Source organism: Bradyrhizobium sp. 139, assembly GCF_023074175.1.
Taxonomy (GTDB): Bacteria; Pseudomonadota; Alphaproteobacteria; order Rhizobiales; family Xanthobacteraceae; genus Bradyrhizobium.
The window spans coordinates 116,411-139,195 of sequence record NZ_JADPKS010000149.1 but is presented as its reverse complement, the minus strand read 5'-3'; the positions used below and the strand labels follow the sequence as shown (position 1 = coordinate 139,195).

At 61.7% G+C, this 22,785-nt stretch carries 15 protein-coding genes and 3 pseudogenes; 17 read left to right on the top strand and 1 reads right to left on the bottom strand.

The window, feature by feature from the left end:
* Window positions 1–167: 167 nt before the first annotated feature.
* From IVA80_RS32205 to IVA80_RS32170, 8 genes and pseudogenes are all read left to right on the top strand, one after another.
* Window positions 168–4,490, top strand: a complete 4,323-nt coding sequence (locus IVA80_RS32205) for a strawberry notch-like NTP hydrolase domain-containing protein (RefSeq protein WP_247438944.1) — start codon at window positions 168–170, stop codon at window positions 4,488–4,490.
* Window positions 4,490–5,551 (top strand): toprim domain-containing protein, encoded by a 1,062-nt coding sequence (locus tag IVA80_RS32200; RefSeq protein ID WP_247438942.1) that lies wholly within the window; start codon window positions 4,490–4,492, stop codon window positions 5,549–5,551. Before IVA80_RS32205 ends, IVA80_RS32200 begins: the two co-directional genes overlap by 1 nt.
* Before the next feature lie 331 nt (window positions 5,552–5,882).
* A complete protein-coding gene (locus IVA80_RS32195; RefSeq protein WP_247438940.1) occupies window positions 5,883–6,806 on the top strand; it encodes a DUF2493 domain-containing protein in 924 nt (307 codons plus the stop codon).
* Between the two features lie 138 nt (window positions 6,807–6,944).
* Window positions 6,945–7,427 carry a hypothetical protein gene (locus IVA80_RS32190; protein WP_247438983.1) on the top strand — a complete coding sequence of 161 codons (483 nt, stop codon included), beginning with the start codon at window positions 6,945–6,947 and terminating at the stop codon, window positions 7,425–7,427.
* 550 nt (window positions 7,428–7,977) lie between these two features.
* The gene (locus IVA80_RS32185) at window positions 7,978–8,298 is read left to right on the top strand and encodes a DUF736 domain-containing protein (protein ID WP_247278035.1); all 321 of its coding nucleotides are present in this window, start codon (window positions 7,978–7,980) and stop codon (window positions 8,296–8,298) included.
* A gap of 636 nt (window positions 8,299–8,934) precedes the next feature.
* Window positions 8,935–10,009: pseudogene (locus IVA80_RS32180) on the top strand (IS630 family transposase).
* A 923-nt stretch (window positions 10,010–10,932) separates the two neighbouring features.
* A pseudogene (locus tag IVA80_RS32175) lies at window positions 10,933–11,703 on the top strand (ferredoxin--NADP reductase); the annotation flags it as partial.
* A gap of 837 nt (window positions 11,704–12,540) precedes the next feature.
* Entirely contained in the window at window positions 12,541–12,723 is a 183-nt protein-coding gene (locus tag IVA80_RS32170; protein WP_247319961.1) for a hypothetical protein, read from the top strand.
* A gap of 389 nt (window positions 12,724–13,112) precedes the next feature.
* On the opposite strand, the gene IVA80_RS32165 is transcribed toward IVA80_RS32170, so the two are convergent.
* On the bottom strand, window positions 13,113–13,307 hold the full coding sequence (locus IVA80_RS32165; protein ID WP_247438939.1) for a helix-turn-helix transcriptional regulator: 195 nt from the start codon (window positions 13,305–13,307) through the stop codon (window positions 13,113–13,115).
* Between IVA80_RS32165 and IVA80_RS32160 the strand changes: the two are divergent.
* From IVA80_RS32160 to IVA80_RS32120, 9 genes and pseudogenes are all read left to right on the top strand, one after another.
* A pseudogene (locus IVA80_RS32160) lies at window positions 13,293–13,574 on the top strand (DUF2285 domain-containing protein). The gene IVA80_RS32165 and the pseudogene IVA80_RS32160 sit on opposite strands and share 15 nt — an antisense overlap.
* A 124-nt stretch (window positions 13,575–13,698) precedes the next feature.
* Window positions 13,699–13,977: a helix-turn-helix domain-containing protein gene (locus IVA80_RS32155; RefSeq protein ID WP_148742779.1), complete on the top strand. Its 279-nt coding sequence runs from the start codon at window positions 13,699–13,701 to the stop codon at window positions 13,975–13,977.
* A gap of 3 nt (window positions 13,978–13,980) precedes the next feature.
* Window positions 13,981–14,628, top strand: a complete 648-nt coding sequence (locus IVA80_RS32150; RefSeq protein ID WP_247438937.1) for a hypothetical protein — start codon at window positions 13,981–13,983, stop codon at window positions 14,626–14,628.
* A 331-nt stretch (window positions 14,629–14,959) separates the two neighbouring features.
* Window positions 14,960–15,424 (top strand): DUF2840 domain-containing protein, encoded by a 465-nt coding sequence (locus tag IVA80_RS32145; RefSeq protein ID WP_247438935.1) that lies wholly within the window; start codon window positions 14,960–14,962, stop codon window positions 15,422–15,424.
* Between the two features lie 26 nt (window positions 15,425–15,450).
* A complete protein-coding gene (locus tag IVA80_RS32140; protein ID WP_247438981.1) occupies window positions 15,451–15,930 on the top strand; it encodes a S26 family signal peptidase in 480 nt (159 codons plus the stop codon).
* 302 nt (window positions 15,931–16,232) lie between these two features.
* Window positions 16,233–16,826, top strand: coding sequence for a lytic transglycosylase domain-containing protein (locus tag IVA80_RS32135; protein ID WP_346348046.1), 594 nt, complete (start codon window positions 16,233–16,235; stop codon window positions 16,824–16,826).
* Window positions 16,827–17,066: 240 nt separating this feature from the next.
* Window positions 17,067–18,794, top strand: coding sequence for a DUF3363 domain-containing protein (locus IVA80_RS32130; protein WP_247438933.1), 1,728 nt, complete (start codon window positions 17,067–17,069; stop codon window positions 18,792–18,794).
* Between the two features lie 1,288 nt (window positions 18,795–20,082).
* Entirely contained in the window at window positions 20,083–22,062 is a 1,980-nt protein-coding gene (locus tag IVA80_RS32125) for a conjugal transfer protein TraG (protein WP_247438932.1), read from the top strand.
* Between the two features lie 13 nt (window positions 22,063–22,075).
* The gene (locus IVA80_RS32120) at window positions 22,076–22,495 is read left to right on the top strand and encodes a CopG family transcriptional regulator (protein WP_247438931.1); all 420 of its coding nucleotides are present in this window, start codon (window positions 22,076–22,078) and stop codon (window positions 22,493–22,495) included.
* Window positions 22,496–22,785: the final 290 nt, after the last annotated feature.

Genomic DNA, 22,785 nt, shown 5'->3' with positions numbered 1-22,785 from the left:
GCTCCGGCCGTCCCGTTGTTGCTTGGGGCCGGTGTGCAGCGCCGTCCCCCTTCTTATGGGCGAGGCTTAAGAGGGAGAGTTGGGCCGGGAAGGGTTTGAATCGCCGTGGTCTTAAGGAGAGCGCCGGGCGGTTCGACCCAATCCTGCTCTCCGAAAGAACCCCTGTCATGACCGAATCTATCGCCGGCGGCGCTGCCGCCGCGCCGCTTTCGATGCGCGCAGCTGCAACTCTCACCTCCGCCGCCGTCAGGGCCGCGCGACAACTCATGATTGATCTCGAGCGCGGCCGTCGCATCGATGCCGCTGTCCTGCGTAGCGCCATGGAAGCCGCCTTCGGCGCTTCCGACGCCACTGGCGTCTGGAACTGGAAGACCGCCTATGATGTCTGCGAGGCGGCAACCGTTCTGTTCCTTCGCAAGTTTGGCCCGGCTATCCGTGCCAAGGCCGACTCGACGGCCGCGATGCTGCCGATGCTCGCGAGATTGGCCAGTCTCCTGCCAACCCACACGCGGCGCTCCGAGGACAGTCAGGCCCTTCAACAATTCTCGACGCCGATCTCGCTGGGGCTCGCCGCATGCACCGCGGCCGGCATCACGCCGTCAGACCGGGTGTTGGAGCCCTCCGCGGGGACCGGCTTACTGGCCATCTTTGCCGAGCTCGCCGGCGGCGCTTTGGTACTGAACGAGCTGGCTGAGGCCCGCGCCGCATTGCTCGATCAACTGTTCGCCAAGATTAAGGTCACGCGGTTCGACGCCGCCCAGATCGATGATCACCTCGAACCGGGTGTCGTACCGAGCGTCGTCTTGATGAATCCGCCGTTCTCGGCACTAGCAAACGTCGATCGACGCATGGCGGACGCGGCGCTCCGGCATATCGCCTCAGCCTTGGCGCGGCTCTGCGACGGTGGGCGTCTGGTCGCCATCACCGGCGCAACTCTTGCGCCGGACAATCCGGCATGGCGAGATGCCTTCGTTCGCCTTCAGGAACGCGGGCGGGTGTTGTTTTCTGCCGCCATCGACGGCGCGGTTTATGCGAAACACGGAACGCAGACCGACACGCGGCTGCTCGTGATCGACAAGCTGCCCGCCGTAGACCCGAAAGTCTTTCCGGCCTCGCTGGGCATGGCGGGCGATGCCGCCACGTTGCTCGACTGGGTGAGCCGGCATGTGCCCCCGAGACTGCCCGTTGCCACCCCCGTCATGGTCGACGCCATCAGGCGCCCCGCGACGCTGCGGCCGGTCGGCGCCCTTGCGCCACGGCCGTCGTCCACTTCAAAAGATGGTGCGCCAGAGGGCGTGGAGCTCACCTACGGGGCAGTCGAGTGGACGCCTCCGGAAGGCGCCCGGCTCACCGATGCGCTTTATGAGGAATACGCATTGCAGGCGATCCGTATTCCGGACGCGCATGCGCATCCGACCAAACTCGTGCAGTCCGCTGCGATGGCCTCCGTCGCGCCGCCGAAGCCGTCTTACCGGCCACATCTACCGGCCAACCTCGTGCCGGATGGCATCCTGTTCGATGCCCAGCTTGAGAGCGTCATCTATGCCGGCGAGGCGCATTCCGAGTTTCTTGCGGGCTCTTGGACGGTCGATGCGACCTTTGATGTTGTGGCGGCCGCACGCGACGATGCAGAAAATGCTGTCCGCTTTCGGCGCGGCTGGTTCTTGGGCGATGGCACTGGCGCGGGCAAGGGTCGGCAGGTCGCCGGTATCCTGCTCGACAACTGGCTGAAGGGCCGTCGTCGGGCGGTCTGGATCAGCAAATCCGACAAGTTGATTGAGGATGCGCAGCGCGATTCGTCCGCGCTCGGTATGGAGCGGCTACTCGTGACGCCGCTGTCACGTTTCCGGCAGGGTACAGCGATCAGGCTTTCGGAAGGCGTCCTATTCACCACCTACGCTACGCTGCGCACCGACGAGCGCGGCGAGAAGCTGTCGCGCGTGCGGCAGATCGTCGAATGGTTGGGCTCCGACTTCGACGGAGTGATCGTCTTCGACGAGAGCCACGCGATGCAGAACGCGGCAGGCCAGAAGGGCGAGCGCGGCGACCAGGCGGCCTCTCAGCAGGGGCGTGCGGGGCTGAGGCTGCAGCACGCCTTGCCGAATGCCCGCGTCGTCTACGTCTCGGCGACCGGTGCCACCACCGTGCACAATCTGGCTTACGCTCAGCGGCTGGGATTGTGGGGCGGCGCCGACTTCCCGTTCGCCACGCGCGCCGAGTTTGTCGAGGCAATCGAGGAGGGCGGCGTCGCGGCCATGGAAGTGCTGGCGCGTGACCTCAAGGCGCTCGGTCTCTACGCGGCCCGCTCGCTCTCCTACGAGGGCGTCGAGTACGAACTCGTCGAGCACCAGCTCACGCCGGAGCAGGTTCGCATCTACGATGCCTACGCCGGCGCGTTCAGCGTCATCCATAACAATCTCGATGCGGCCATGCGGGCCGCGAACATCACCGGCGAGACCGGCACGCTGAACGGCCAGGCCAAATCGGCGGCGCGATCCGCTTTCGAGAGCACCAAACAGCGCTTCTTTGGTCACCTCCTGACCTCGATGAAGACGCCGTCGCTGATCCGATCGATCGAACGCGATCTTGAAGCCGGCCATGCCGCCGTCATCCAGATCGTCTCGACCGGCGAGGCGTTGATGGAGCGGCGGCTCGCCGAGATTCCGACCGAGGAGTGGGGCGACGTCCAGGTCGATATCACCCCACGCGAATATGTCCTCGACTATCTCGCCCATTCCTTCCCGGTCCAGCTCTATGAGCCGTTCACGGACTCGGAGGGCAATCTCTGCTCCCGGCCCGTCTATCGCGACGGCCAACCGGTCGAGAGCCGCGAAGCTGTCGCACGCCGCGAGCGTTTGATCGAGAAGCTCGCCTCCTTGCCGCCGGTCCGGGGCGCGCTGGACCAAGTGATCCAGCGCTTTGGCACTGACATAGTCGCAGAGGTAACAGGCCGCTCACGTCGCATCGTTCGCAAGGGCGAGCGGTTGGTCGTCGAAAACCGGGCCGGCTCGGCTAACCTCGCTGAGACCTCGGCATTCATGGACGACGTCAAGCGGATCCTCGTGTTCTCCGAGGCGGGCGGTACGGGCAGGAGCTACCACGCCGAATTGTCGGCCCGGAATCGCCGCCTGCGGGTCCACTATTTGCTCGAGCCCGGCTGGAAGGCGGACGCCGCGATCCAGGGGCTCGGCCGGACGAACCGGACCAATCAGGCGCAACCGCCGCTGTTTCGTCCCATCGCGACGGACGTGAAGGCCGAAAAGCGCTTCTTGAGCACGATCGCCCGCCGTCTCGACACGCTGGGAGCCATCACGCGCGGCCAGCGCCAGACCGGAGGGCAGGGCCTGTTCCGGCCCGAGGACAATCTCGAAAGTCAGTACGGCCGTGATGCGTTGCGTCAACTCTACACGCTGCTCGGACGCGGCAAAGTCGAATGCTGCTCGCTCGAGAGGTTCGAGGATGCGACCGGCCTGAGGCTGACGGATGCCAACGGTCTCAGGGATGATTTGCCGCCGATCACGACCTTCCTGAACCGGTTGCTGGCGCTCACCATCGAACTACAGAGTATCCTGTTCACCGTCTTCGAGCAGCTATTGACGGCTCGGATCGAGGGCGCGGTCGCATCTGGCACCTATGATGTCGGGCTGGAAACGCTCCGCGCCGAAAGCTTCGTCGTTACCGACCGGAGCACGATCTATACCCATCCGGGCACCGGCGCCGAAACCCGTCTGCTCACGATCATCCAGCGCCAGCGCAATTATCCTGTGAGTCTGGATGGTGCTCTCGCTCATCTTTCCGATCCCCGCGCCATCCTGCTGATCAATGAGCGCTCGGGCCGCGCCGCCGTACAGCTGCCAGCCCCGAGCTTCATGCTCGATGACGGCGAGATCGAGCGGCGCGTCCGCCTGATCCGGCCGATGGAGCAGCATAGCGTTCCCTTGAAGATGATGGCGGAAAGCCATTGGGCCGAGGCGGATCGTAAGCGTTTTGCCGCAATCTGGCTGGCGGAGCTTGCCGAGATCCCAGCGTTCACGGAAAGCACGATCCACGTCGTGGCCGGCTTGCTGCTGCCCATCTGGAAGCGTCTGCCAAACGAATCGACCCGCGTCTATCGGCTGCAGACCGACGCGGGCGAGCGGATCATCGGCCGCAAGGTCTCGGCTACCTGGGTCGCGAACATCCTTGCGGCGGACGCGCCGGTGTTGACGCCGGACGCTGCCTTTGCCGCGCTCGTGGAGGGACGGACCGTCCTAGAGCTTGCGGAGGGGCTCCAGCTTCGCCGTGTCCGCGTGATGGGCGCACATCGCATCGAATTGTTGGGCTTCAACGACACGATGCGCGATCGCCTGCGGGGTGACGGCCTCTTCGGAGAGATCATCTCCTGGAAGCTGCGCATGTTTGTGCCCACGGACGCGAGCGGTGTCGAGATCCTGTTGAAGGTGCTCGACCGCTATCCAGTCGAGCGTGCCAGTGAGCGGGAGGCCGCCTGATGCTACGCGATGCGTCCGAATTGGCACGCCGCCTCGCGCGCGAGGCCGAGGCGGTGTGCCGACACTATCTCTCCAATGGGAAGCGGGCGGGGGGGTATTGGCTGGTCGGCGACGTCCACAACACCCCCGGCCGCTCGATGTTCGTGCGGCTCCAGGAATCACCGAAGGGCCCGGCAGGCAAATGGACCGATGCCGCGACCGGCGAGCATGGCGATCTCCTCGATGTCATCCGCAAAAGCCTGGGATTGCGTGACTTCCGCGAGGTGGCCGAGGAAGCAAGACGCTTCTTGAAATTGCCTCGCGCTGAACCGGAGCTCGCTTCAAAGTCCGTCGGTCCGGCAGCACTGGCCGGATCGCAAGAGGCCGCCCGTCGGCTCTTTGCAATATCCAGCCCGATCGAGGGGACCGTGGTCGAGACTTATTTGCAGGGGCGCGGAATAGCTCATGCGCACCATGATGGCAGCTTGCGGTTCCATCCACGCTGCTACTATCGGCCGGACGAGCACCAGCCGACCGAGACCTGGCCGGCGATGATTGCTAGCGTCACGGATCTCGATGGCAGGATCACCGGCGTACACCGCACCTGGCTCGATCCGGAAGGCTTCGATCGCATTCGGATGGGCAAGGCTCCGATCGATACGCCACGACGCGCGATGGGCGATCTCCTTGGGAACGCGGTTCGCTTCGGCGCGGTGGACGATGTGCTCGCTGCCGGCGAGGGCATTGAGACCATGCTGTCGCTGCGTTACGTGCTGCCGACTATGCCAATGGCGGCTGCGCTTTCGGCCAATCACCTCTCGGCCATAGAGCTGCCGTCTAGCCTGCGCCGGCTCTATATCGCCCGAGACGCCGATGCCGCCGGCGATGCGGTGCAGGCGACTCTCAGCCAGCGCGCAGCAGACGCCGGCATTGAAGCCATCGCGCTGTCGCCCCGGCTGGGCGACTTCAACGAGGATCTGCACATCTTCGGTCTCGATGCCCTCCGAACAGCCTTGCGGCTTCAGCTCGTGCCAGAGGACGTCGTTCGCTTCCTGCACTCGTCGACGGCGGCCGCGGAATAGCTCCCGCTCTTCGATCGCCGTCGATGGGACGGTCATCGGCGAGGCCAATACCGGAAGAGGACGCGACCTCGGCCTTCTAGAGGGCGATCGGACGGCAAGCGGCCCGGGCCGGCAATGGCTGCGTCCGGCTATTTTCCGCCGCGCGGCGGCGATGTGAAGACACATCATACGCTTGGCCAGCGCGCTTTGCATCGCGAAGCAAAATAGCCGGCCTGCGCCATCCTCCGCTGCCGCTTCGGCCCTTTCGGGTTCTGGCCCGTTCCGCCTGCCGTCAGAGGATCGCCACGAACGCCGCGATGGTCGCGGCCGATCCGGCAAAGGACCTCTTCCCATGACCGACCATGACGACATCGAACCGCCGCATGCCTCATCTCCGACCGACCGTGTCCTCACCGAACTTCAGCTCTTCGGCTATCGACCCTTCGACGACCAACCCGATCCAAGACCGCTTCCGGAGGGCAAGATGATCGCCGGCGCCGTCGCCGATATCTTCGACGCCCTGGTCGCGACCTTGAGTGACACGCGGCTTGAGCCGGACCTTGACGATCTGCTTTGGTCGACCGTCAACCTGTTCCATCGTGCCGTCGACCGCATCGAACGCCAACTCGATGACAACGAACAGGCACAGCACAAGAGCCAGCGCGAGCAGAATGGCTCGGAGGTGCGATCTGTCGAACTCGAGCGCCTGACCGCCGAAGGCCTCACGCTAGTCGAACGCCGCAACTGCCTGGAACTCTTCCGCGACCAGGCCATCGAACAATTTCAGGTCAACACCGGCGCATCCTGGCGCCCGCGATCGGGATCATTGGTCAATCACCGCACGCTCACCGCGGCAATGATCGACTCCCGCGACTTCATTGCCGCCAAACGCCGCGCCGAGACCGAGGTCTTGTTGCCACCAGGACCGAAAATCGCACTCACCGGCGGGCTCGACTTCAATGACCACAACCTCATCTGGGATCGCCTCGACAAGGTTCATGCCAAGCACCCGGACATGGTCCTCCTGCATGGCGGCTCTCCTAAGGGCGCCGAACTGATCGCCTCCAAATGGGCGACCAATCGCAAGGTGCCACAGATCGCCTTTAAGCCTGACTGGACGAAGCACGCCAAGGCGGCGCCGTTCAAGCGCAACGATGCGATGCTCGAACTCCTGCCGATCGGCGTCATGCATTTCCCGGGCACGGGAATTCAGGACAATCTCGCTGACAAGGCGAAGCGGCTCGGCATCCCCGTCTGGAAGTTCGGCGGCGCATGAACGCCGTCTACTCGCCTCCAAGACGACCAAGATGGAGTTGCGCGCCGCAACTCCGCCTCGTTTCGATTTTACGTCCGAAGCCGCGCCGCGGTGGTGGTGGAGGCGCGACCAATACGTCTGTGCATTGGAGCCACCGCCATGCTCGCTCTTGGGCTTGTCCTCAACACGCTCGGCATCGGTTTGTTCTGCTGGCTGATCTTTGCGCTGGCGGTCTATGCCTTGCCGTTTTTCGTCGCACTCAGTGTCGGAATGTCGGCCTTTCGTGATGGCGCGGGCGTCTTCGGCGCATTGCTTATCGGAATTGTTTCTGGCGCGCTGACGCTTGCCGCTGGTCAGCTCGCCCTTGCCGTTAGTCGGTCCTTGACCTTGCGCGTCGCGATCGCAACCGTATTCGCGCTCCCTGCGGCGATCGCCGGCTATCATCTGGTGTTTGCCCTGTCGCAGATCGGGGCGCCCTCGCTGGCTTGGCGCGAGGCCTTCGCTTGCGCAGGTGCGGCTTGCATCGCCGGCACGGCATGGGCGCGTTTGACCCTTCCCGCGAGGACCCGCCCGTCGGAGTCGGCCGGGGTGGTGGAGAATGCACATCGACCAGTTCTTACAGCCGCCACGCACGAGCGATGAGGCTTCGTCGCCATCAGGTCCAGCAAGCTCGCACAGAGATCAGGTTGAACGAGAGGGCGTCGAGCTTGAGCGAAAAGTAACCGCGTTTCTCCTCGAAGCCTGCAAGCAAGCCCCACCAGTCTCTGTCTGGCCCGCATAGCTGCGGTGGGGCGCGCCGCGCTCGATCATTTCTGCGGGGACGATACCGCCCTTTGCGGCAGATTGTTTCTCCTTCTACGCCGACCCGTACCGACCTCTTGCCCAGCACACCGAGATTCGCCAAGTCTTCTCCTTAAGATTGCGGTTCAGCACGCGGACGCACGTGGCCTCTTTGATGGCTTGATCTGGCCCAAGAGCGGCTGCGCCTCGATCGTCTGAGCCGCAACGCCGTTGATTCGACTTTCTTCCCCTGGGCTTGCGCCCATTCCTCGCGAGACAAGAAAGTCGCTCCAACGGCGTCCTCCGCTGCGCTCCGGCCCGCCAGCGGGTGCGTCGCCGATCGTCTTCGGCCTTTAGATCGCCATCGAGGCCGCGGTGGTCGCGGGCTCGAAACACAAACAGGAGAAGTAACATGGCTAACATCGGTTCGTTCAAGAAGGTCGGTAACGAGTTTCACGGCGAGATCGTCACCCTGAGCCTTCAGACCAAGGGCGTCCGCATCGTCGCCGAAACCAACCGCTCCAGCGACAACGCGCCCAGCCACCGCATCTACGTGGGCCGGGCGGAGATCGGGGCAGCCTGGTCGAAGCGCTCCGAGGAGGGCCGCGACTACCTCTCGCTCAAGCTCGACGATCCCTCATTCAACGCACCGATCTACGCGAACCTGTTCGATGACGAAGGCGGCGAGGGGTACACCCTGCTCTGGTCGCGGCCGCGCAAGAACGGCGAGTGAGACTCGCTCTAAAGCCCCGCCCGAGTTGATCGGGCGGGTTCCTTTTGGAGCCTAAAGTCGAAAACATCAACGCTGCCGCTGCATCGGCGCAGTCGATTTTCGTGATTTCGCATTCTAGAGCTCGCAGTGCCACTACCGATCTGGGTGGTCATAAAGTCGCTCTTACGCAGCAGTGCTATTTCTTCTTGGAACGTGGCTCGCCGGCTTGCGACCCCTAGCCGAAGTCCTTCCGGTGTCGTCGCTCCTCTGGGTGGCTGAACGGAGCCTTCAGATAAGTGAACACCCAGCGTCTCGGCCAGCCAGTCGAGAAGATCAATTCTCCGGTTCTCAGATTGCCTCTCGAGGCTACCCATATATGAGTGGGCACTGCCGGCAGTGTAGGCACGTGGCTCTTGGGGCATCGAGGCGTTGCCGATGCTGGCGCCAGTCATGCGGAGCGCGTCTGCCTCGCCGCTGCGCAACCGTCTACTGACCTTGCATCGGGCAGCAACAGACAGGCACCCGATGGTTGGTGTGCTGTAGTGCGCATTCAGGGAGCGCAACATCACCTTTGGTTCAAAAAGGCGCCGCGGCCAGTGTCCCGAGCCACAAGTCCGCAATCGTAGATTTGCATTAGATTTGCGTCGCTGTGCCAAGATGGAGGGTGTAGCAGGGACGGAGAATGTGATGGCGGTCCGGCAACTTGCGCCCCTGACATTGAGCGATGGCGAGCGTGCCGAACTGAAGTCGCTGACGATGAAGACAGCGCAGGCGCTGGCTCTGAGAGCCCGGATCGTTGCTGACTTGCGCGGAAGGCGGTCAGAACAAGGAAGTAGCGGCCAAGCTGGGCCTTGACAGGCGTCGGTAGGCGGCGGCGTTTTGTGGAGCGGCGTGGACGGGCTGCACGACGAGCCGCGCTCCGGGCTGCCCGCATCGAAGCGGCGATCGTGAGGACATTGGAGAGTTGCCCTGAGAAAGCCATCCATCGGAGTTCCCGCGGCATGGCGAAGGCCAGCGGCCTGTCGGTGTCGACCGTGCAACATATCTGGCGGGCCTTCGGGCTCCAGCCGCACCGGACGGAGACCTTCAAGCTCTCCACCGATCCAAATTTCGTGGCCAAATTGCGCGACGTCGTGGGCCTTTAGCGTCTGGCCGCCGGAGCACGGTGTCGTTCTATGCGTGGATGAGAAGTCCCAATCCGGGCGCTGGACCGCAGCCACCATGCTGCCGATGCGTCCCGGCCAGCCGGCCCGAAGGAAGCATGACTACAGAGGACATGGCACCACATCGCTGTTCGCCGCTCTCGACATTGCGACCGGACGAGCCATCGGCGAGTGCTAGGGAGGTCACCGTGCTCCCAAATTCCGTCAGTTCCTCGACGAGATCGAGGCCGCTGTGCCGCGCGAACTCGACGTCCATCTCGTCATGGACAATTACGCCACGCATAAGTCCGCACTGATCCAACGATGGATGGCTAAAAGGCCGCGCTGGCACGTGCACCTGACCCCACCAGTTCGTCATGGCTCAACCAGCTCGGGCGTTGCTTCGCTCTCCTCCCGGATAAAAAGATCAGGCGCGGCGCAGCGTCGCCGCCTTCCGGGCAGAAATCACTTCGTTTATTGATCGACACAACGCCGATCCCAAACCCTTCCGATGGAGGAAGTCCGCCGATCACATCCTTGCCTTCATCGAACGCTTCTGCCGGTACAATGCCCTGACAAACACGATGTGATGTTGCGAACTTGTTCAGGACAGGGCCTTCTATGCCGCCGAACTGCCGCTCGATGCAGACCTTGAAGTCCGTGCCCATGCCTCTTGTGTTTCCGCTTCGGTCCTCGCTTGAGTGGAGGCTCAAAGCACGCGGCAGTCTGCATCGGACCGAGCATGTGCCGTCATGACAAGGCCCGCTGTCCACAGGCGGTCGGGAAAGTTCGGGACAAAGTGCGGCGTGAAATCCATCGAAGAAGGTGGCCAAGATGCAGGATTTAGCCGTGAACACGCGCCTCATTGCATTAAGTAAGATCACAGAGTTGTTATAGGTCAGCTTGAGCAATCACGCGCGCGGTCGAAGAAAGCATGTTCAGGGGATTGATATCTCGGCGAATCTCGGAGCGTCGATCCTCATTGGGGGCCCCATTCTAGTAGCTGTGCAACCGAGCGCAAGGTCTAGGCGAGATGGAAGAGGTATTTTGTACGAAACGCTCCACTGAAGCCGAGACACCACACTAAGGTGGGAAACGAGATTGTTTGTTCACTATGTACTGTGTTTGTCGGAGCAAATGCGACCAAGTCTGCCATTGCGTCTGCTCGAGGAGGGGCACGACCACTCGGCGGGGAGTGAGCTGGCAAGCCAGCCTACCGCCCGCGTGAACTGGGGAAAAACTTCATCTGGGGATGCCGGCGGGCTGAAGAGTAAAGCGATTAGATAATCTACGTGAATGGGCAGCGCCTGGGGTTGATCGCTGCAGGAGGGGCACAGGCCGATCCTCTAATGAAAGCCAAAGCGGTTGTGGGCGTGAAGCTATCGGTCCGACTCTACTTCATCGAGAGCCTCATCTGGTGCTTGTAGTATGCTCATTCGGAAAACTGGTGCAAACTTTGCGCGAACGCGGCCCGTGGATTTGGATCATGCCTCAATTTCGCCGGGACGGTGAGATGAGCAAATTCAGCCAGGAAAACGTACTGAGCGTCCATCACTGGACCGACAATCTCTTCAGCTTCACCACGACCCGGAATTCGTCGTTCTGCCTCCGTAGCGGTGAATTCACCATGATCGGGCGCAAGGTCGACGAGAAGCCGCTGCTGCGGGCCTACAGCCTCGCCAGCGCTCATTACGAGAACCGGTTGGAATTCTTCTCGATCAAGACACCGGATGGTCCCTTAACCTCGCGTCTGCAGCATCTGAAGGAGGGTGACGAGATCATCGTCAGCCGCAAGGCGACGGGGTCGCTGGTCATCGATAATCTCGAGGACGGGCGCAATCTGTATCTGATCGGCACCGGCACCGGGCTTGCGCCGTTCCTGAGCGTGATCAAGGCTCCCGAAACCTATTTGCGATTCGAGAATGTCGTGCTGCTGCATGGCTGCCGCCGCGTCGCCGAGCTCGCCTATGGCGAGATGATCACGGAAAAACTGCCGCGCGACGAACTGGTCGGCGACTTCGCGCGCTACCAGCTGATCTATTATCCGACCGTGACGCGCGATCGCTTCTGTAACCGCGGCCGGGCCACCGATCTGATCGTTTCAGGCAAGCTGTTTGCCGATATCGAACTGCCGGAACTGGAGCCGCAGCATGACCGCATCATGATCTGTGGCAGCCCCGGCTTGGTGCGCGATGCCCGAGAGCTATTGGTGGCGAAGGGCTTTGTCGAAGGAGATCAAGGCAAGCCGGCGCAATTCGTGCTCGAAAAAGAGTTCGCAAAACGAAACAGGTTCGTCTTCGGAGAAGGGGGGCACATGAACTATGACGACAAAGTACGAATCGCCATGAAGCATCGACGATGACAGACGAAGAGCGCGAGCTAGAGCGCTGCAAGCAAGAAATTCTTCGTCTCACACAGCTGGTTGTGTTTCTCAAACGGCAGATTGTGCAGCTTTCTGAAATCGTCTTACGCAACGTCGTAAAGAGCGTCGGGGGCGGAAAGTCGGAACGCTCGTGAGTCTGTGTGCGACGCTGAAGTAGCGCGCTGTTTCCCAGCAGCATGGATCCCGCGCTTTGGGCGGCGGGGAGCGGGGCCGTCGTTGCACTTATCGGGGCCGGGCTCTCAATTTTCAGTCGGAAGCGCGGTGCATATGAGGACTAATGTTTAACCGTGACGGTGACTTTTGGCCTCAACTTGCGGCCGCTTTGCTTGTCGCGTTGTCCCTGTTCAGCATTGGTCAACTTCTAACAGCGGCCAATCTTGAGCTTTCTCTTAACCGAGGATGAGAAAGCATCGGGTACGGTTTTTGATAGCTTGCGCGCGCCAAAGCGAAAGAGTGGCGGAGCGATCAAACGAAATCCGCTACGGGGCCAGCCGGAGAACATGGAGTTGCAATAAAGTCATCTCCTCTTATGCGGATTTGGCGAGACAAGGCCGGGGCGATTTCAATTGGGTGCGGCCTGATTGCGGCCGGGATTTCTGCTACTGTTGGCCTTGCGCTGACTGTTCTTGGCACCAACCGCAATGTAGCTTGCCGTTCTTCACCTTCGCCGAACTGTTCGACGCGCCAGCTCGAGAAGTTGGATCTCGTACCTGAACCCAGCAATAGTAGGAAAGGCGAATGACCGTCAGCAAGTATCAGTTCAGGCACGAGCTGCGGCTGTTGATCGACACGCAGATCAGCTCCTCGAGCACGTTCGAAGACTACGTGCTGGTCACATGGGAGCTGGAAAAGGCGAAGAACAGGCTGGAGCTGGACGCTGAGAAATTCCCGGACGAGGAGGTCGACGCCTGTGAATTATAGCGCCGGCCCGAGCGCTTAGCACTCGTTGATCAATCCTCTGGCGCAGGCTGTGTTGGAATGGTAAAGCCCGCCTTTAGGCAGCCTCTTATGACCATGGTCTTGAAGCCCGAATTTCCGGGTCCTCATAGAAGAATTGCCGGGTAAACGGCTCATGAGCTTGCTATTTGGTGCGCAGTATAATCGCGAGACAGGCGCAGTGTGATCAACGCGCTCCGAAGGAAGCGCGCGAATACCTCTCACACGAGCTTGACGATCCTCCTCGACGCGCCGATATGCGCGAATCTGTTCGATGACGAAGGCCGCGAAGGCTGCACCCTAGGCGGAGCTTCGTGTTCAAGCCATGCAGCAACTGCGGAGTAACCGGAAACAAGCGTCTGGCCGAAGTCCTTTCACTTTTGCTTCGGCGTCTTGGTTTGCTCTTTGCAGAATTCCTCATCAGGCAACACGAGATCGACGAGTTCGAACAGCGTCACTACCGTGGGATTGCGCCGGCCACGCTCTAAATCGCTGATGTATTGTTGAGTAAAGCCGGACACCTCGGAGATCCGCGTGCACGCTTCACGTCGGTTGTGGCGCGATATCACCGGCCGCGCCCCAGGACCCCCTTTTGTCAGCTTTCGGCGCAGCGACGCGAACGATTGGCCTTGGCGCTGTGCGCGCTCGATGGGCACTTGGATGGCGCTTCTTATCGCGTCATCGCCGAAGTGCTGTTCGGCCGAAAACGCATCCCTGAACGCGCCTGAAAAACCCATGAGCTGCGCAGCCGGACCATCCGCCTGGTGCAAGCCGGCTTGGCGCTGATGCGCGGCGGCTATCGCGCATTGCTGCATCCCTCATCTCGCAGGAAGTAGAGCAGGGGTGCCGAAAACCATCGGTCCATCTTCGGCATCCCCCTGAGCACTCCTACTCCGTCATGGTGACCGTCGACGCGCGACCGAACCCGGTCGCGCTCCAGACGACCACGGAGCCTCGCAAATGCCCGATCCGAACGCCGGCTTGCCGCCGCGATACCTGCGCACGCCCGAGGCGGCGCGCTTTCTCGGACTGTCCGGTCGCACCCTCGAAAAGCACCGCACCTATGGCACGGGCCCGACGTATCGGAAGCTGGGCGGCCGCGTTGTGTATGCGCTCGAAGACCTGACGGCGTGGGTTGACCGCGGCGCCAAAACGTCCACCAGCGATCCTGGCGCAGGCACAGTCCTGCCTGCGAAACGGCACACGCCGATTCCGTATGCGGGCAAGGAGCGGCGCTGACCTATGCCCGACCGTCATCATCCGTCGCACCGCGCTGTCGCTGCGCGCAGCCACCAGCGGCAGGCGGTGCAGTTTTGTCAGCTGCAGCCGCATGGCGTTGCGCGCGTCGAACAGCGGGGCGACGATCGCTTCCGATTCTCTCTTTCCGGCCATGATCTCGCGCACCCGCGCGTCAAAACGGCCGACCGAGATCTCGCCGACCTTGAGGCCGAACGAGCGCAACAGGTCGCGGATCATGTTCTCCATGCCCAGCATCTTGCCGCGCATCGCCTTGCGCCCGACCAGCGGCGCGCGCAGCGGCTGTGCGCTCTCCGACTTGACATGAACCGTACGGAACCAACCGGTCCGCATCATCTGCGCAATGCATTTGGCGTTACGGTGGGTCTTGTTCAGCATCGCGTTCAGCGCCGCCTTGGCGTGCCGGCTCTCGAGGCAGATCACGGCACGGCCCTTTTCGGAAAGCGCCGTGAACAGCCAGGCGCTGTACGAGAACGCTTCCAGGCCGACGCGCTTGAGGTGGATTCCCTATTTCGCCAGGAACAGTTCGATCGCGTCCGGATCGGTCTCGAGTGTCCTTCCTGGACGACGTTATTGTCGCCGTCCACCACGCAAACATTCGTTGCCTGCAGCGACACGTCGAGCCCTGCATGAAATTCCGTCGTTCGTCTCTACCATTCGCCGCCGGAACGCGCCGCCCGTTCCGTTCCCGGATTGTCGCGAAGCAACATGTCCGCGATCCGGCCGGCGAGGGGACACAAGTCACTACCTCGGAAAACCTGCAGGTGCTTTCGATTCCTTCTAACGAATTGGAGCCTCGCCGATGTGGTCCTTTGCAGCAGGATTGCTGCAAGCCTTCGGCGACCACGATCCATCGAAGCGTCATTACAGCCGTCCTGCCGACGCAAAGGCTTCTCGCACGATGCGCCGGTGATAGCCATTCTCGGCACGTCCAAAATCCCTCTCAACAATATGGAGCAGTCAGGTGAGCGACCTCACAACTGTTGAGCTCTTGTGGCTCGAGAAGCGCATCGAAAATCGAATCCGGTTCGGTAAACCTGCATCAGAGAAGATCGTTGATCATCACCGGCGCATTCTCTCGTTTTTGCCTGGCAGCATCTTCGCGTTCGTGCGCTGGACGTCCAACGACTTCGGAACTATCCTGTCTCGGATCGACATTTTACGCGCCGTCGCGCCAGGCCAGCGATACTCAACCGTGCCTTGGGTCAGCCCCGGCGGCGAAAGCCTGCTGCGATTAGCTGGTTGGCCAAAGGTCGAACGCGTTCTCCAGTTGATCGACTCCGTAGAGTCACTGGGCATCGATCCTGCCGATGCAGCCCCCGAGTATTGGCATCACGCCCACAACCGTCTTTCTGTCAACGAAAAGCCACGAGCTTATACCCGTGCACGCCACCAGGCGTGGCTCCATCGGCGCAGGATGGCACTCTGATGGGACGGTTGGGGAACATTCTTGCGATGTGTGGGGCCACAATGCTCGCGCTCTGGCCAGTCAACAACACCTCACCATTGTACATCTGGAATGCCTCGGACAGCGTGCCGATCGGGGTCTATCGCTTGCAAGAGGCCGGACCATTGTACGTCACTGAGCTCGTGGCGGTTCGAACGCCAGACCCGCTCGCGACTTTTCTCGATCTCAACGGCTATTTGCCAAGCGGCCTTCCAATGCTCAAGCGTGTGCTGGCGCTGCCCGGCCAAACCGTCTGCAGAACGGGCCTCGCAATCATCGTCGACAGCATACACATGGGTGAGGCAAGCGAGCGCGATCGTCGCGGCCGGCCGTTGCCGGTCTGGCAGGGTTGCCGGGTCATTGCTGAGGGGGAAGTGTTTCTCATGAACTGGCAGTCGGCGGACTCGCTAGACGGCCGATATTTCGGACCCCTGCCGAGATCGGCCGTCATTGGGCGAGCGCTCCCGGTGTGGACCAGAGAGAAGTGACAATGCCGGCTCTCCCCTGTTGGCCTGTCATTTCTCCATGCGGCCGGCAACATCGTTCCTCCGTCTCGGCCAGCTTCCTGAGAATCGGCGCGCATAGCCCCAGGATCAGGCGGCTTCAAGGCCGGCTGGGAGAAACTTTATACTTGGCGGCAGTCCGCATAAGGCGATGTGGGGCCAGTGCTTGCTTTTTGGGAATTCTGCTGACGTTCGGACCGCCCTCGAGCGCCAGCGCGGAGGTCGCATCGCGGGCACCAACTGCGCACTCCATAACCCTGCTTCGCAGCGTTGCATACGCCGCGTTCGTGACCGAAGCCTCCCACCGGTTCGCGATCCCGGAGCGTTGGATCGATGCCGTGATGCAGGTCGAAAGTGGCGGTAATGCGCACGCCATATCGCCTCGAGGAGCGCTCGGGCTGATGCAAATCATGCCCGCGACCTGGGTCGAACTGAGCGCTCGTCACGATCTCGGTATCGATCCGTTTGATCCGCGCGACAATATTATAGCTGGGGCAGCGTACATCCGCGAGATGCTCGACCGGTTCGGATGGGGAGGGTTTCTAGCAGCCTACAATGCGGGACCGAAGCGGTATGACGAGCATTTGGCGACAGGTCGATCGCTTCCAGAAGAAACGCAAACCTATGTAGCCAGACTAGCAGCATTGATCGGAGTTGAGCAACGCAACAGCCGTGGTTCGGCCGCCAGAAACGTCGTCCTGTGGCAGCAAGCTCCAGTTTTTGTTGAGCGATCTGGCAGCTCGTCCGCTGCCGACAATTTTGCATCAGGAGTGCGCACAATGAATTCGTCAAAGGCAGCGCCTAAAGCTGTTGCCCGTGCACTTGTACCTCGCGCGACGGGGCTGTTTTGGCATCGATCAATCAAGGTGCAGTCTCCATGATAGCAATCGGATTTGGTCGCATGGCCTCGAAGGTTCTCGCATGTTTGATAATGGTCGGGAGGAAGCAGGGGGAGCCGACCGCCGACGGCAGGATAAAAGCCGCAAGGTGCGGCCGGTCGGTCGTGCGAGAAAGTGTACCGATTTCAATGATCGACTAAACATTGCGGCGACTCGGAGCAAAGTTCAGCTTTCCCCAAGGCGCTGTTCTTACACGCTTTTCGATGCCTTGCGGCGGCCGGAATGACGCGCGACGATGATCTTCGGATCCGTCCCGGCCGTATCCGTTCCACGCGCGCGCCCCGGACAAAGCCATTTCTGGCGCAGGTACTCACAGCCGCTCAGAAGGCCGGCGGCCTCTCGCGAGGCAAGGATGGCCACGGCCGTAAGTTTGGACGCGGCCGCGCCGCGAGCATCGCCGCGGCACGGCTCCTCAATGCCCGCGGCCGCGGCGCTATGGTCAAGGCGCGGGTGGTGCGGCGGATGCGTTCGCCGGGCGCGTTGCGCAACCATATCGGTTACCTGCAGCGCGACGGAGTCACACGCGGCGGCGCTCCGGGCAAACTATTCGACGCTGCGGGGGATGATGCGGACGGTCGCGCCTTCGTCACGCGTTGCGAGGGTGACCGCCATCATTTTAGGTTCATTGTCTCGCCTGATGATGCTGGTGAACTTGCCAGCCTGCGTAGCTTCACCCGGGAGCTGATGGACCAAGCCTCGCGCGACCTTGGCACACGGCTTGACTGGGTCGCGGTCGTCCATTGGAATACCGAGCATCCGCACATTCACATCCTCGTGCGGGGCCGTACCGATGACGGTGCCGACCTCGTCATCAGCCGCGATTATATCGCTATGGGCTTACGCGCCCGCGCCAGCGACCTTGTCACGCGCGAACTTGGCCCTCGTTCGGAGCTTGAGATCCGCCAGAGCCTTGAGGCGGACACGACAGCCGAACGCTGGACCAGGCTCGATCGGACGCTTGCCTGGGAAGCGGGGACGGCGGACGGCGTTATCGATTTGAGGTTCGAGCGGGAGGCCGGGCGCGATCCATTGCGGGCAATTCGGATCGGGCGGATGCGGACGCTCGAGCGGCTCGGCTTGGCGGAACCTGGCGGCCCCGGGGTCTGGGTTCTGGCCGCCGATGCGGAGGCCAGGTTGCGCGCGCTTGGCGAGCGCGGTGACATCATCAAGCGGCTGCACAAGACCCTCACGCAGGACGGCGCCAGCCGCACCCCCGCATCCTGGGCACTCGAGGGCGAAACTCATGGCGAACCGATCGTTGGCCGTCTCATCGCGCGGGGGCTTGATGACGAGCTGAAGGGCACAGCCTTTGCCATTGTCGACGGCATTGACGGGCGCGTGCATCACGTGAAGCTTCCTGACGTCGAGGCGGCCGGCGATGGGCCGATCGGTGGGATTGTGGAACTGCGCCGGTTTGCGGACGCCCGTGGTCGAACACGGATTGCGCTCGCGGTTCGCTCGGAGCTCGTTCTGGACCAGCAGGTCGCGGCGGATGGTGCAACGTGGCTAGACCGGCAGCTCGTTGCGCGAGATCCTGCCGAGCTCTCGCGCAATGCGTTTGGCGCGGAGGTTCGTGCAGCACTTGAACGGCGCATCGATGTTTTGGCCGACCAAGGGCTCGCCCAGCGCGATGGCAACAAGGTCCGGCTAAGCCGCAACCTGATCGAAACCCTCCGCGATCGCGAACTCGAGGTCGTCACACGACGTCTCATGGTGGAAACGGGGCTTCCGCACTTGTCATCTGATGTAGGTGAGCAGATTTCGGGGGTTTATCGTCGACGCCTGTCACTGGCCTCGGGGCGCTTCGCGATGATCGAGAACGGCCTCGGCTTTCAGCTTGTGCCTTGGTCGCCTTCGCTCGAGCGGGAGTTGGGAAAACAGGTCAGCGGCATCGCCGGTCCAGGCAGCGTCGACTGGGACTTCGGGCGCAAGCGCGGCCTATCGCTCTGACCTGACGTCCTGGCGCTGCACTGCGCCCAATTGCAGGGCAGGGAAGACTTGGTTGCCTCGCGTGGACTGGTCGAGGCGGAAAAATGGGAGAGGAGCGATAGTGAGCAGCGAATAGCGAATGGAGGGTCCACCGTTCTGGAACTATCTCTTCATCGCCTCCCGGCTCGCTCGACCTTGGTAGCGCTCGATCATCGACTGGACGCAGCTGTGTGGAAAAATGCGCCGTTCACCCTTAGGTCGCTGAGACTCTCAACGGCTAAATCACACAGCAGAACCCTTCGAATCTAGATGGCCATCCCGTGTAGCGGAAACGGCATGGGGCCTTCGATTTTAAGTGATCGGAAGGTGTCTGGCTGTGGGATGACGGCGGTGACGATACTTCCTTGCGTGCTGGTCTCGGATGCCGATGGTCAGATGCTCTGCAGAAGACTCCGGCGCTTCGCGCACCGACCACCAGAATCCAGTTTGCTGGACCCAGTGCTGGGCGTGTCATCGAGCGGGCGAATAACGATTTCAACCTGCTCCATTTTGATCCGGAGGCATTCGCGCGAGGTTATCCGCGTAGGCAGGCCGGCGAGCAATCGGAGAGCTCCGAGCCCGCAAGCCGGCTTTGACAACGGATAGCCGAAGTGCAACTCGATTCGCGCAATGAAGATTTGGCAAACGCCAGTTCGCCTGTCCCGGTTCCAGAGAGACCGCAACAGCTGACGTACAACTTCCAAGCATCTGGCTGGCCAAGGGCACCAACAGGCGACCGGCTGGAGGAGGACTCGCTCGGTACCGATGTGCGGGAGTATCTAGATGACCGTCGGCCCGGCAATGTCGTCCCATCGGAAATAAGCTCCTGCCGGGACGCTCCCCGCATGATTCTTGTACTCCGCGAGCCCCGCCTCCCGCCGATTTAATCCGGGAACGCCCGCCTCATCGACAACGCGTTGTGGCACGCCGCACTCTCTCTTGATCGTGCGCACTTGACGGAGAGCTTAGGGCAGGCGCGAGCTAGCCTTCCGGGCATCTATAACCCGGAGCCTCGCTTCGCGAAGGCCGGCCGGTTCGCCTCGAGCGGCAGCACGGTACGAGTTGATTGTCGCATCATCCAAGCGCCTATCACGCGAAGCTGCTTGGGACGGTGCTTTGAGGTGGCCTGTTCTACGCGAGGGATCTTTTTCGGCCCAAACGCGGCTTGCCGATCTGACCCGCCGATCCCTCCGCCAGGGCGCGCGCGACTACGAGACGCATAAGCCTCTGATTGTGGCCAACAGGTCGATGGTGTCGATATCGGCAAGCCATGTCTGCGACAAAAATCATATGGCATCAGGTGATCCTGGTTTGCCTAATCGCGCTCACCTTCGTGTGGGCAGCGACCGAATGGACCGCTTGTCAGCTTGCGTTCCAGCCGCAGCTTGGACCGGCCTGGTTCAGATTAGGGGCCTGGCCCGTGTACCAGCCGTTTGCCTTCTTCATCTGGTGGTTTGAATTCGACGCTTACGCGCCCACGATATTCCTCCAGGGGGGCGCCATTGCCGGGAGCGGTGGGATCGCGGCAATCGCCGCAGCAATGGTGCTTTCGGTCTTGCGCGCGCATGAGGCTCGCGATGTCACGACTTACGGATCAGCGCGTTGGGCCGATACGCGCGAGGTCAAACGGGCGGGGTTGCTAGGCAACGATGGCCTTGTGCTCGGGCGTTTCGATAGTCGATATCTTCGCCATGATGGGCCGGAGCACGTGCTCTGCTTCGCGCCTACCCGTTCGGGTAAGGGAGTCGGCCTGGTCGTTCCGACTCTTTTGACCTGGCCGCGTTCGGTGATCGTCCACGATATCAAGGGTGAGAATTTCCAGTTGACCTCGGGGTGGCGCGCGCACCTTGGAGATGTACTCATGTTCGATCCGACAAACGCGGCAAGCGCCGCCTACAATCCCCTTCTTGAGATTCGCCGTGGTGATTGCGAAGTACGAGACGCGCAAAATGTCGCGGATATCCTGGTCGATCCCGAAGGGGCGCTCGAGCGCCGCAATCATTGGGAAAAAACCAGCCATTCTCTGCTCGTCGGCGCTATCCTGCATGTCCTCTACGCTGAAGCTGACAAGACACTTGCCGGGGTTGCCAGATTCCTTTCGGACCCGTGCCGCCCGATCGAGGCCACGCTGAATGCGATGCTTGCGACCCCTCATCTTGGTGATCGCGTTCATCCCGTCGTCGCTTCAGCTGCGCGAGAGCTGCTCAACAAGAGCGAGAACGAGCGGTCGGGCGTGCTGTCGACCACAATGAGCTTCTTGGGGCTTTATCGCGATCCGGTCGTCGCTAAGGTCACCGCGCGGAGCGATTGGCGCATTCGCGATCTCGTCGACAGACCGCAGCCCGTTTCACTCTATCTCGTCGTGCCGCCATCCGACATCGTCCGCACAAAACCCCTGATGCGGCTCATCCTCAATCAGATCGGACGGCGCCTGACCGAGAGCCTGGATCCCGACCGGCGCCGTCAAAAGCTCCTCCTGATGCTGGACGAGTTTGCAGCCCTTGGCCGCCTCGATTTTTTCGAGAGTCAGCTTGCCTTCATGGCGGGCTATGGCATTCGCAGTTTCCTGATCACTCAGAGCTTGAATCAATTAGAACGCGCCTATGGGCCGAACCACGCGATCCTCGACAATTGTCACATCCGGATCGCCTTCTCCACGAATGACGAGCGCACCGCTAAGCGCGTCTCGGATGCGCTGGGGACCGCGACCGAACTGCGCGCCATGAAAAACTATGCCGGGCATCGCTTAAGCCCCTGGCTTGGACACTTGATGGTGAGCCGCCAAGAGACGTCCCGTCCGCTCCTGACGCCCGGCGAAGTCATGCAGCTCTCATCGAAAGAGGCGATTGTGATGGTGTCGGGCCTCCATCCGCTGCGTGCCACCAAGGTTCGTTACTATGAGGACCCGCAATTTCAGAAGCGAATCTTCAAGCCCGCTAGAACAGGAACAATTCTCTTGTCCTCGCGCCCGGATGAGGACTGGTCAGGGCACCCAAGCCCTGCGCCCTCGATCGAACTGCTTGCGCCTCGGCAGCGAAAGCGTGGCGATCCGAATGGGGGGCTGCGGCGCGAGCCAGAATTGCCGCAGCACGAGGAGATCGAAATCAAGGCACCGCTCGCGGAACATGAGTTCGATGCTGGTCCCGATGAGCCCGACGCAGATGCGGTCCAGGCGCAAGCGCTAAGCCGCGCAATGCAGGGATTAGCGCGCGCGACCAGCCTCGACCCTGACGATGGCATGGACCTCTGAGTGGACCAAATCCGTGAAAAAGATTCAGCTCAGTGTCTACCTTGATCCGCAGACATTCAGAACCCTTGATGTCTTCGCGGAGCGTCGTAGCCAGCCCAAGTCGCTGGTCGCAGAGGCCGCGATCACGTCATTTCTTTCGCCTGACGATTCCGACCGACGCGAGGCGGCTATTGCCAAGCGGCTGGATCGGATCGCACGGCTGCTCGAGCGTCTCGAACGCAATGACAGCATCACGCTCGAGACGCTCGCCCTGTTCATTCGCTTCTGGTTGACATCGGTGCCGGCATTACCAGAACAATCCAGTCCAGCCGCTCGCGCCAAAGGCGCCGAACGTTATGATCGATTCGTTGAAGCGCTTGGCCGAAGGCTTTCCAGCGGATCAACCGTTCTGAAAGAGGTGAGCTTGGATTTGAACGCCGCAATTCCAGAGTAATTCAACAACCGCCGAGCGCGCGGGCGATGCAGGACTACAAGGGGATTTGCGAGGGTGCTCGCGCCGAGTCCATTTCGGCCCGCAAACAACGATAGAGCCAAATCGAACGGAGCGAGCGCGTTAGATCGGGACCGACGGCAGATAACTGAGGGTAGCAGGCCGCATGACATGAATGCTGAAATCTGAGGCGAGTTGACGTCCGGCCTCCATCCGAGCTGCCGCTCAATGGAGTAACGCTGCTTGCTTGAGCAAGCGGAAGCCTCTCCAGAGTTCCGGAAGGTCTTCTGAAT

Excerpts from the sequence above, each read along its gene's own strand:
- IVA80_RS32125 (WP_247438932.1), top strand. The coding sequence starts at position 20,083 with ATGTCTGCGACAAAAATCATATGGCATCAGGTGATCCTGGTTTGCCTA.
- IVA80_RS32150 (WP_247438937.1), top strand. The coding sequence starts at position 13,981 with ATGCCCGACCGTCATCATCCGTCGCACCGCGCTGTCGCTGCGCGCAGC.
- IVA80_RS32130 (WP_247438933.1), top strand. The coding sequence starts at position 17,067 with ATGACGCGCGACGATGATCTTCGGATCCGTCCCGGCCGTATCCGTTCC.
- IVA80_RS32200 (WP_247438942.1), top strand. The coding sequence starts at position 4,490 with ATGCTACGCGATGCGTCCGAATTGGCACGCCGCCTCGCGCGCGAGGCC.
- IVA80_RS32185 (WP_247278035.1), top strand. The coding sequence starts at position 7,978 with ATGGCTAACATCGGTTCGTTCAAGAAGGTCGGTAACGAGTTTCACGGC.
- IVA80_RS32195 (WP_247438940.1), top strand. The coding sequence starts at position 5,883 with ATGACCGACCATGACGACATCGAACCGCCGCATGCCTCATCTCCGACC.
- IVA80_RS32155 (WP_148742779.1), top strand. The coding sequence starts at position 13,699 with ATGCCCGATCCGAACGCCGGCTTGCCGCCGCGATACCTGCGCACGCCC.
- IVA80_RS32170 (WP_247319961.1), top strand. The coding sequence starts at position 12,541 with ATGACCGTCAGCAAGTATCAGTTCAGGCACGAGCTGCGGCTGTTGATC.
- IVA80_RS32190 (WP_247438983.1), top strand. The coding sequence starts at position 6,945 with ATGCTCGCTCTTGGGCTTGTCCTCAACACGCTCGGCATCGGTTTGTTC.
- IVA80_RS32205 (WP_247438944.1), top strand. The coding sequence starts at position 168 with ATGACCGAATCTATCGCCGGCGGCGCTGCCGCCGCGCCGCTTTCGATG.
- IVA80_RS32140 (WP_247438981.1), top strand. The coding sequence starts at position 15,451 with ATGTGTGGGGCCACAATGCTCGCGCTCTGGCCAGTCAACAACACCTCA.